Source organism: Micromonospora sp. NPDC049903 (genome assembly GCF_044460945.1).
In the GTDB taxonomy this organism is placed as follows: Bacteria; Actinomycetota; Actinomycetes; order Mycobacteriales; family Micromonosporaceae; genus Micromonospora.
The window spans coordinates 235,575-242,976 of record NZ_JBITKL010000009.1; the positions used below are offsets into that span (position 1 = coordinate 235,575).

The window sequence follows — 7,402 nt, forward strand, 5'->3', positions numbered from 1 at the left end:
GCAGAGCGGTCGGTGAAAGCTCCGGAAGGCACCGGCGGCATCCCGTACGCGTGGTCGCGACGAGGTGCCGAAAGTCGGCTGGCCGGACTCCACCCTGTAGACCTCGACAGTGGAAGCCGCTCGTCCGATTCGGGGCATTCCGGCTCGCGAGACAGAGCTCGCTCACGGTTGCGGGTCAGCGCCGGCTTCGACCGGCTTCCCCCCGAACGGGACGCATTCAGTTGTGGCCCGGCACGCCGGGTGTCGACACCGTACCGCCCGGTCGCCCTACGGCGCCAGACGGCGTCGACACCCGGCGGGCGCGCGACCCGTCAGGCTATCCGCAGGTCAGGGGGCGGTGATGCTGGGTGCCGTGCCGGTGCCGAAGGACCATCCCTCGACCGTTCCCGGTGCCGGGTTGTAGCTGGTCGCGCCCAGCGTGCTGTAGGTCCAGGCCGCACCGCTGCCGGAGGCGTGCCAGTAGGACCAGTACGCGCTGGCCGGCGGGGTGTTCACGCAGGGCTCGGTGGCGGCGGTCGGCTGGCCGTTGATCCGGCAGATGAACGCCAGGCCCCATCGTTGGGTGCCGGTCACCGCGAAGCCCGCGCCCTGGAGGGCGGCCAGCCCGGTGGCCGGGTCGCCGAGCGCGCACGCCACCTGGACGCCGCCGCCGAGCGGTCCGTAGTCGACCACGACGGTGACCCCCGTCGTGCCGGTGCAGGCGGCGGCGTGGGCGGCGCGCGGCGACGGTTCGACGGCGATCAGGCCGAGCGCGACGACGGCCGCTGCCAACAGGCCGGCGAACCACCGGCGGACGGGACTCTGGACATGGGACATGGGCACTCCTTCGGCTCGGGGAACGGGGATCGGTGTGCGGATCAACGGCAGGGCAGGGTGGGTGCGCCGGGGTCGGCGGTGGCGGCGGAGAGCCGCGCGTACCCGGTGCCGGTGATACCGAGGACGGCCTGGGCGGTGGCGCGGGTGGCGGTGCCCGGGTCGAAGACGCCGCCGTCGAAGTCCACGGCACCCCGGTCGGCCGCCGGCCCGGCGCAGCCGACCTGCAACCCGGTCAGGAAGACCCGGGCCCGCAGCCAGGCCACCGGCCGACCGCCGTCGCGCAGCGCCTGCGCCGCCAGGCCGGTGCTGTTGGCGTTGGCGATCCCGTCGGCGTTGGCGAACCCGCCGTCGACCCGCTGCACCGACACCAGCCAGCGCAGTGCCCCGGCGGCATCGGAGTGCCGACCGGCGGCCCGCAACGCCTGCGCCGTGAGGGCGGTGGCGTCCACGTCGGAGCTACAGACCGACTGCGCCGGCAGCACCGGGTAACCACCGTCCGGGCACCGGGTGCCGGCCAGCCACCCGGCGGCCGACGGCGGCACCCCCGCTGCGGTCCGACGCAACGCGAGAATCGCGAAGGACTGGCTGAACGTGTTGCTGTAGTCGCCCCACGCCGACCGGTCGGTGAACCGGCCGTCGGGCGCCTGCAACCCGCGCAGCCGGGCGACCAGGTCCACCCCGCCGACGTCGGTCGGGTCGCCGCCGCGTACCGCGACGGCGAGGGCGAGCTTGGCGGTCGCGCCCGCGTACGCCTCGGTGGTGCCGTTGCCGACGTAGCCGTCGCGGACGTCCGGCCGGGTGACCCAGGCCAGCGCCGACGCGCCGAAGTCGTCGGCGACACCGGCGGCGGCGAAGGCGAAGACCGCGTCGAGGGTCAACCCCTGGTCCGGGTACGCGACGCCGTCGAAGACGGTCTCGAATCGTTCCCCGTCGACCAGTTGGCGGGCCAGCCAACCGGCGGCCGCGTCGGAGCGGACGCTGCCCACCTGGGCGGGGGCGGCGATCGCCGGGCCGGTGAGTGTCAGGGTGAGGGTGAGGGCGGCGAGTACGCCGCAGAGGAGGGTGAGCAGGCGGTACCGGCTCAGGCGGACGACCATCGGGGCGCGCCTTTCCGGCCCGGCGGTCGTCAGGAACCCGGCCCGCCCGTCAGAACGTGGCTGGCCGGCCTCCGACCCGTGGGCCACGACGGGTGAGGAGCAGGGACTCGCGGGCACGTCGGGTATTCGGGCTCGCCACCGGGGTATCCCCCGGCGGCCTACCGTTGCGGGCCAGCGCCGGACTTCGACCGGACTTCCCCCACACGTGACCGCGGATGTGGAATTGTCGGGCCAGTCTGTCGACCCCCACCGTCGCTGTCAATGTGCGACGGCTCGCACGCCGTGCGTCACGTCCGCTCCCGATGTCGGTGCTCGGGGCTATCGTCCGGCCATGACGAATAGTGATCTTGAGGTTCCCCCGACGCTGCCGACGGCCGAGGAGGAGGACCGTTTCTGGGCGCTGGTGGAGCAGGCGTGGGCCGCGCTGGGGCCGGAGCCGGCGGCCCTACGCCGCGCCCTGGTCGGCCGCGACCCCGCGCACGACGACGGGTACGCCATCGACCGGTGGCTCGACCCGTTCGTCGCCGAGCTGCGCCGACTCTCCGCCGACCTGTCCCGCACCGAGCTGGTCGCCCTCGACCGGGTCGTGGAGCGCAAGCTGTACGACATCGACCGCGCCGACATCCACGAGATCACCGACGGTTCCGACGACGGCTTCCTGTACGCGCGTGGGTACATCGTGGCGCTGGGTCGGGAGTTCTATGAGGCGGTCAAGGCGAATCCGGTGACGGCGGTGCCCGACGCCGGCTGCGAGGGCTTCTGCTACCTCTTCTCCCACCTGCATCACGAGCGGTTCGGCGACTGGCCGGACACCGGCTCGGGGATCAGCCGGGAGTCGTGCATGAATCCGGCCGGCTGGGCCGACGCGTAGCTCGCGGGTCGGCACGACCAGGACGCCACCGGATCGGCGTCGCTTGTGAAGTATGTTCGGTTCGACTCCCTCAATGCCACACACACGCTATCGGCGTATGCACATAAGTGAGCAGACGATCTCTCCCGCGACCGGCACCGTAGTGCTGCCCGATGTCGCGAGGGAGGTGATTCTCATGAAGAAGCTCACGGTTCGCCGGCTGGAGTCGGTGAAGACCAGCGCTGTCGCCGCTGCGTGTGTCGTCTCCTGACGGTGACACACCTGAAGGCCGGCACCCGGACGGCAACTCCGGGTGCCGGCCTTCAACGACCCGGATGAGATGAGCGAAAAGGACGACTGACCATGGCCGGCTACCCACCAGACACACTTGTCCGAGTGCGCCCGTTCGACCACCGAGCGGAGGGCGACACCGTCATCATCGGCGACGTCGAGCGACAGGTGTTCCTGTCGATTCCCGCCGAAGGGCTGGATCTGCTCCACTCGCTGGCCGCCGGCAACTCGGTGGGCGAGGCGGTCCGCCAGTACGAACAGAAGTACTCCGAGACGCCCGACATCACCGACTTCCTCGACGCCCTGGGCGACGAGGGCTTCGTCGAGGTCGACGGCGAGGCCGCCACACCCGGCCCCGCCCCGGCCCCCGCCCCGGCCGCGACGTCCCGCCCCCGGCGCAGCTGGAGCCTGAACTGGCTCAGCCCGACGGTGGCCCGCCGCATGGTCAGCCTCCCCGTGCTGCTGCTCTGCGTCCTGATCATCGCGGGTGGCGTGTACCTCGCCGCGGACGATCCCGACCTGCTGCCGACGCCCGGCGAGACGCTGCTGTTCCCGATCCACTTCGCGGCGCTGACCTGGGCGACGTTCATCCTCACCCTGGTCGGGGTCGCGATCCACGAGGCCGCGCACATGGTCGCGGCGCGGGCGGCGGGCGTACCGTCGCGGCTCGTCATCGGCAACCAGATGTACATCCTGGTGGTCCAGACCGACATGAGCACGATCTGGATGGCGCCGAAGCGGCAGCGCTTCGTCGCGTTCATCGCCGGAACCCTGGTGGACGGTGTGCTCGCCTCGTCCTTCGTCTTCGCCCTCTGGGCGGGCCGGCAGGGCTACCTGCAACTGCCGGAGTGGGGCGCGCTGCTGCTCACGGCACTGCTGTTCACGTACCTGGTCCGGATCATCTGGCAGACGTTCCTGTTCCTGCGGACCGACGGCTACTACATCGTCGCCACCGCGCTCGGTTGCCGGAACCTGATGTCCGACACCGAGGACTACCTGCGCAACCTGGTCGCGCGGATGGTGCGGCGCACGCCCCGGGTGGACCAGTCCGGCCTGCCCCGGCGGGAGATGCGTGTGGTGCGCTGGTACGCCCTGGCGTGGATCGGCGGGCGGTTCATGGCCCTGCTCACCCTGATCTTCGTCGGGATCCCGCTGCTGTGGGGCTTCATCTACCAGTTCCTGCTCTTTGTCTCCGGGCAGGACTCCATGATGGGGTCGCTGGACTTCGTCACCATCGCGGTGATCAGCTTCCTGCTCGACGGGGGTGGGCTGCTGCTGTGGGGCCGCAGCCTCTATCAGAACGCGCGGGAGCGGCGTCGCCGGCACGACGTCCGGTCGGCCCGGGAGCAGGCCCGCTCCGCCACCCCGAGCACCGCGACCCCGACGGTCGTGGAGCCGAGCGGCCAGCAGTGACCCTTCGCTTCCGCCGACTCCCACTCGCGGCCGACCGTGGTCGCGGGTGGGAGTCGGCGGCGTACGGGTGCCGGCCGGTGGATGGCGGGTGGCGCTCAGGCGACGGCGTCGGGGCGGCCCAACCGGCCCGACCCCAGGCCCATCCGCTCCATCAGGTAGTCGACGATCAGGCGCGGGTCGGCGTGAATGGCGCCGCACGGCGTTCTCCGGATCATCCCGCGATCGGTGAAGCGTTGCAGGAACAGCCCGACCCGGGAGCGGGTCGTGCCGATCATCGCGGCGTAGTCCTCGTGGCGCAGCTTGAGGCCGATGCGGATGCTGCGGCCGGACGCGGTGCCGAACCCCTGCGCCAGGTCGAGAAGTCGCATCGCCAGACGCGCCTCGCAGTCGGATGTGGTGTGTTGTAACAGCAGCGAGCGGTGCCGGCGCGCTTTCAACATCTGGCTGCGCAGCCACACGTCGCAGATGTTCGCCTCGTCGAGCAGGTCCCGCATGGCGACGTTTTCGAGCACGATCAGATTCGTGTCGACCACGGCGGCGGGAATGTACTGGTTCGGCATTCCGGGAAGCGAGTCCTCGCCGAAGTACTCGTTCTTCGACAACATGTCGATAATGGTTCGGCGGCCGGTCGGAGAATAGTGCTCCAGGAATATCGCGCCACTGTCGATGAAATAGACACGGCCGTCCGCGCCGTCCGTCTGCAACAGCTCGCCGGCCGCGAGCGCGACCCGCCGGGCCGCCACGGGGTGCGCATAGAGAGCGGATCGCACGCCCTTCATCAGGCGGAGCGTCAGCTCGGATCCGCGCGGCACGAGCATGTCGTCCAGGACACTCGTGGCGGTCCGCGTGCTGGCCAGGGTCATCTCCGTTCACCGTCCCGATGTCTCGTCAGCGCGGTGGGTGCCCAGGGATCGCGCCGGATCATCAATGATCTTGGCGTCCGTTCCTGATACGCTAGCGAGTCGCCCGGCCGCCCGTCAGTCGCGCGTTTTACCGGCACCGGCGGACCGAACGGTTCCTCAGGTATGGCCACCCGGCCAGGATGGGTCCGATTCGACACGGGAGTCAACCCGTGAAATGACCGCTCGTACCGCATATTGCCCACCGCGCCAGGGCGTCCCGCACGACGTGGCAGGCCACCCCGACTGGTGTAGCATGTCGGGTCCAGGCACCCGCGCCGAAAACGACACACGCGTATCCGGTTGGTCGAGTCAGGCGTACGCGAGCAGGAAGTCGACGGTGCCGGTGCCGCCGGGCTGACCCGGCGGCACGGTCAGCCCCGGCTCGCTGTTCAGGACGTAGAAGCCCCCATTGCCGATCAGGCGTGGGGTCACCGCCATCGCCTGGGCCGCCATGGTCGATCCGGTCGGCCGCACCACGCTGTCGAGCAGGAGCCGGAAGAGATCGTCGTTCAGGTTGGCGACGTGCAGGACTCGATAGGAGCGCGGGGCGGGGGCACCGGTGCTGGCGAGGCCCCAGATCGGCACGATCTGGTCACGCCACCGGGCCGGGTTGTTGGTGATCGACGCGTCGTGGTTCTGCAGTTGGGTCTGGATGCCCGAGTGGATCCCGGCCAGGTGGATGTGGAGCTGGTCCTGCTGCCGGATCGTCGGGTCGGCCGAGTTGATCCCGAGACCGACGTGCGGATAGACCACGTGCCCTGGCTGGCCCGGTTGGGCGTTGAGCCAGGCGTCGAGCCAGTAGTTCGGGGCGGCGGCGGTGGTGATGAACGGGCACTCGATGCCGCTGACACGGCAGGTCGGGACGAGCAGGTAGTCGTGGTTGGACCCGGACCCGCCGTTGAGGACCACGTACGTCGCGGTGGTGCGCAGGCACTGCGGGAACGGCGGGCCGGCTTTCGCCCCGGTGCAGACCTGCACCCGGTCCCACAGGTCGTAGCGACCGCCGGTGTCGCTCGGGTAGCCGCACAATGCGGAGGGCGTAGGACAGGTGGTGGCACCCGGAGCACCGGGAGCACCCGGGGTCGCCGGGGGTCCTCCCCCGTCGGCGGAGCCGCCGTCGGCCCGCCCCCGCCCGGCGGCGACCAGGCCCAGCAGGCCCGTGGCGCCGACCGTTCCCGAGAGTCTGACGAACTGGCGTCGGCCCAGTTCCGTGCCGGTCCTGTCGTCGCCCACCATCAGCCTCCGGGTGCCCGCTCCGTGTGGATGCGTCGGTGTCCGTCTCGGGCCAGGACGCCGGGACGGACGATTCGGACGCGGTGTCGACATTAGGGCGGAGTACTCGAAACCTCCTCGACGCCGGGAACCGGTCCCCTGATCGTGTCCGTCGACTCGTGATCGTCGTCTCCGGCCGCCGCGTTGACCTCAAGGCCGGTTGAGGTTCTAGCGTTCGTGTCGAGGACACGGAGAAGGGCAAGCCATGCGACTGTCACGTCTGTTCACGCCACGCACCGTGGCGAGCGCCCACTGCGACCTGCCGTGCGGGGTCTACGACCCGGCCCAGGCCCGCATCGAGGCGGAGTCGATCAAGGCGATCTGTGAGAAGTACCAGGCGAGCGACGACCCGGAGTTCCGGACCCGTTCGCTGATCATCAAGGAGCAGCGGGCCGAGCTGGTCAAACATCACCTGTGGGTGCTGTGGACCGACTACTTCAAGGCCCCGCACTTCGAGGCGTACCCGCATCTGCACCGGCTCTTCAACGAGGCGACCAAGCTGGCCGGGGCCGGCGGCGCGAAGGGGTCCGCGGACCCGGCCGTGGCCGACCAGCTCCTGGCCCGCATCGAGGAGATCTCGACCATCTTCTGGGAGATCAAGAAGCAGTGACCGTGAGCCGGGCGGTACGCGCCGCCCGGCCTGAGCCGGGGGTGGGGGGGGGGGGGGGGGGGGGGGGCCGGCCCCCCCCCGCCCCCCCCCCCCCGGGGGGGGGGCGGCTTTTGGTGGGGCGGGGGGGCGGCGCGGGGGGCAGCAGGGCGCC

Annotated in this window: 7 protein-coding genes and 2 riboswitches; of the genes, 3 read left to right on the plus strand and 4 right to left on the minus strand. The window is 70.9% G+C overall.

The genetic code is table 11. The features are described 5' to 3' along the window. Positions 1 to 132: 132 nt before the first annotated feature. A riboswitch (cobalamin riboswitch) is annotated at positions 133 to 202 on the minus strand. A gap of 125 nt (positions 203 to 327) precedes the next feature. Next, on the minus strand, positions 328 to 822 hold the full coding sequence (locus tag ACIBO1_RS17120) for a hypothetical protein (protein ID WP_396747244.1): 495 nt from the start codon (positions 820 to 822) through the stop codon (positions 328 to 330). A gap of 35 nt (positions 823 to 857) precedes the next feature. Continuing rightward, positions 858 to 1,913 (minus strand): peptidase, encoded by a 1,056-nt coding sequence (locus ACIBO1_RS17125; RefSeq protein ID WP_396747247.1) that lies wholly within the window; start codon positions 1,911 to 1,913, stop codon positions 858 to 860. Positions 1,914 to 2,012: 99 nt separating this feature from the next. After that, positions 2,013 to 2,142, minus strand: a riboswitch (cobalamin riboswitch). A gap of 102 nt (positions 2,143 to 2,244) precedes the next feature. Here ACIBO1_RS17125 and ACIBO1_RS17130 point away from each other — a divergent pair. Continuing rightward, positions 2,245 to 2,784, plus strand: coding sequence for a DUF4240 domain-containing protein (locus ACIBO1_RS17130; protein ID WP_396747250.1), 540 nt, complete (start codon positions 2,245 to 2,247; stop codon positions 2,782 to 2,784). Between the two features lie 375 nt (positions 2,785 to 3,159). Further along, a complete protein-coding gene (locus ACIBO1_RS17135; protein ID WP_396747253.1) occupies positions 3,160 to 4,467 on the plus strand; it encodes a hypothetical protein in 1,308 nt (435 codons plus the stop codon). A 95-nt stretch (positions 4,468 to 4,562) separates the two neighbouring features. On the opposite strand, the gene ACIBO1_RS17140 is transcribed toward ACIBO1_RS17135, so the two are convergent. Both ACIBO1_RS17140 and ACIBO1_RS17145 read right to left on the minus strand, forming a co-directional pair. Continuing rightward, the gene (locus ACIBO1_RS17140; protein WP_396747256.1) at positions 4,563 to 5,330 is read right to left on the minus strand and encodes a Crp/Fnr family transcriptional regulator; all 768 of its coding nucleotides are present in this window, start codon (positions 5,328 to 5,330) and stop codon (positions 4,563 to 4,565) included. A 348-nt stretch (positions 5,331 to 5,678) separates the two neighbouring features. After that, positions 5,679 to 6,605 (minus strand): CDP-diacylglycerol diphosphatase, encoded by a 927-nt coding sequence (locus ACIBO1_RS17145; protein WP_396747258.1) that lies wholly within the window; start codon positions 6,603 to 6,605, stop codon positions 5,679 to 5,681. A 241-nt stretch (positions 6,606 to 6,846) separates the two neighbouring features. Here ACIBO1_RS17145 and sodN point away from each other — a divergent pair, with 241 nt between their 5' ends. Beyond that, positions 6,847 to 7,251: a superoxide dismutase, Ni gene (sodN, locus tag ACIBO1_RS17150; RefSeq protein ID WP_396747261.1), complete on the plus strand. Its 405-nt coding sequence runs from the start codon at positions 6,847 to 6,849 to the stop codon at positions 7,249 to 7,251. Positions 7,252 to 7,402 lie beyond the last annotated feature (151 nt).

Excerpts from the sequence above, each read along its gene's own strand:
- ACIBO1_RS17125 (WP_396747247.1), bottom strand. The coding sequence starts at position 1,913 with ATGGTCGTCCGCCTGAGCCGGTACCGCCTGCTCACCCTCCTCTGCGGC.
- ACIBO1_RS17130 (WP_396747250.1), top strand. The coding sequence starts at position 2,245 with ATGACGAATAGTGATCTTGAGGTTCCCCCGACGCTGCCGACGGCCGAG.
- ACIBO1_RS17140 (WP_396747256.1), bottom strand. The coding sequence starts at position 5,330 with ATGACCCTGGCCAGCACGCGGACCGCCACGAGTGTCCTGGACGACATG.
- ACIBO1_RS17145 (WP_396747258.1), bottom strand. The coding sequence starts at position 6,605 with ATGGTGGGCGACGACAGGACCGGCACGGAACTGGGCCGACGCCAGTTC.
- sodN (WP_396747261.1), top strand. The coding sequence starts at position 6,847 with ATGCGACTGTCACGTCTGTTCACGCCACGCACCGTGGCGAGCGCCCAC.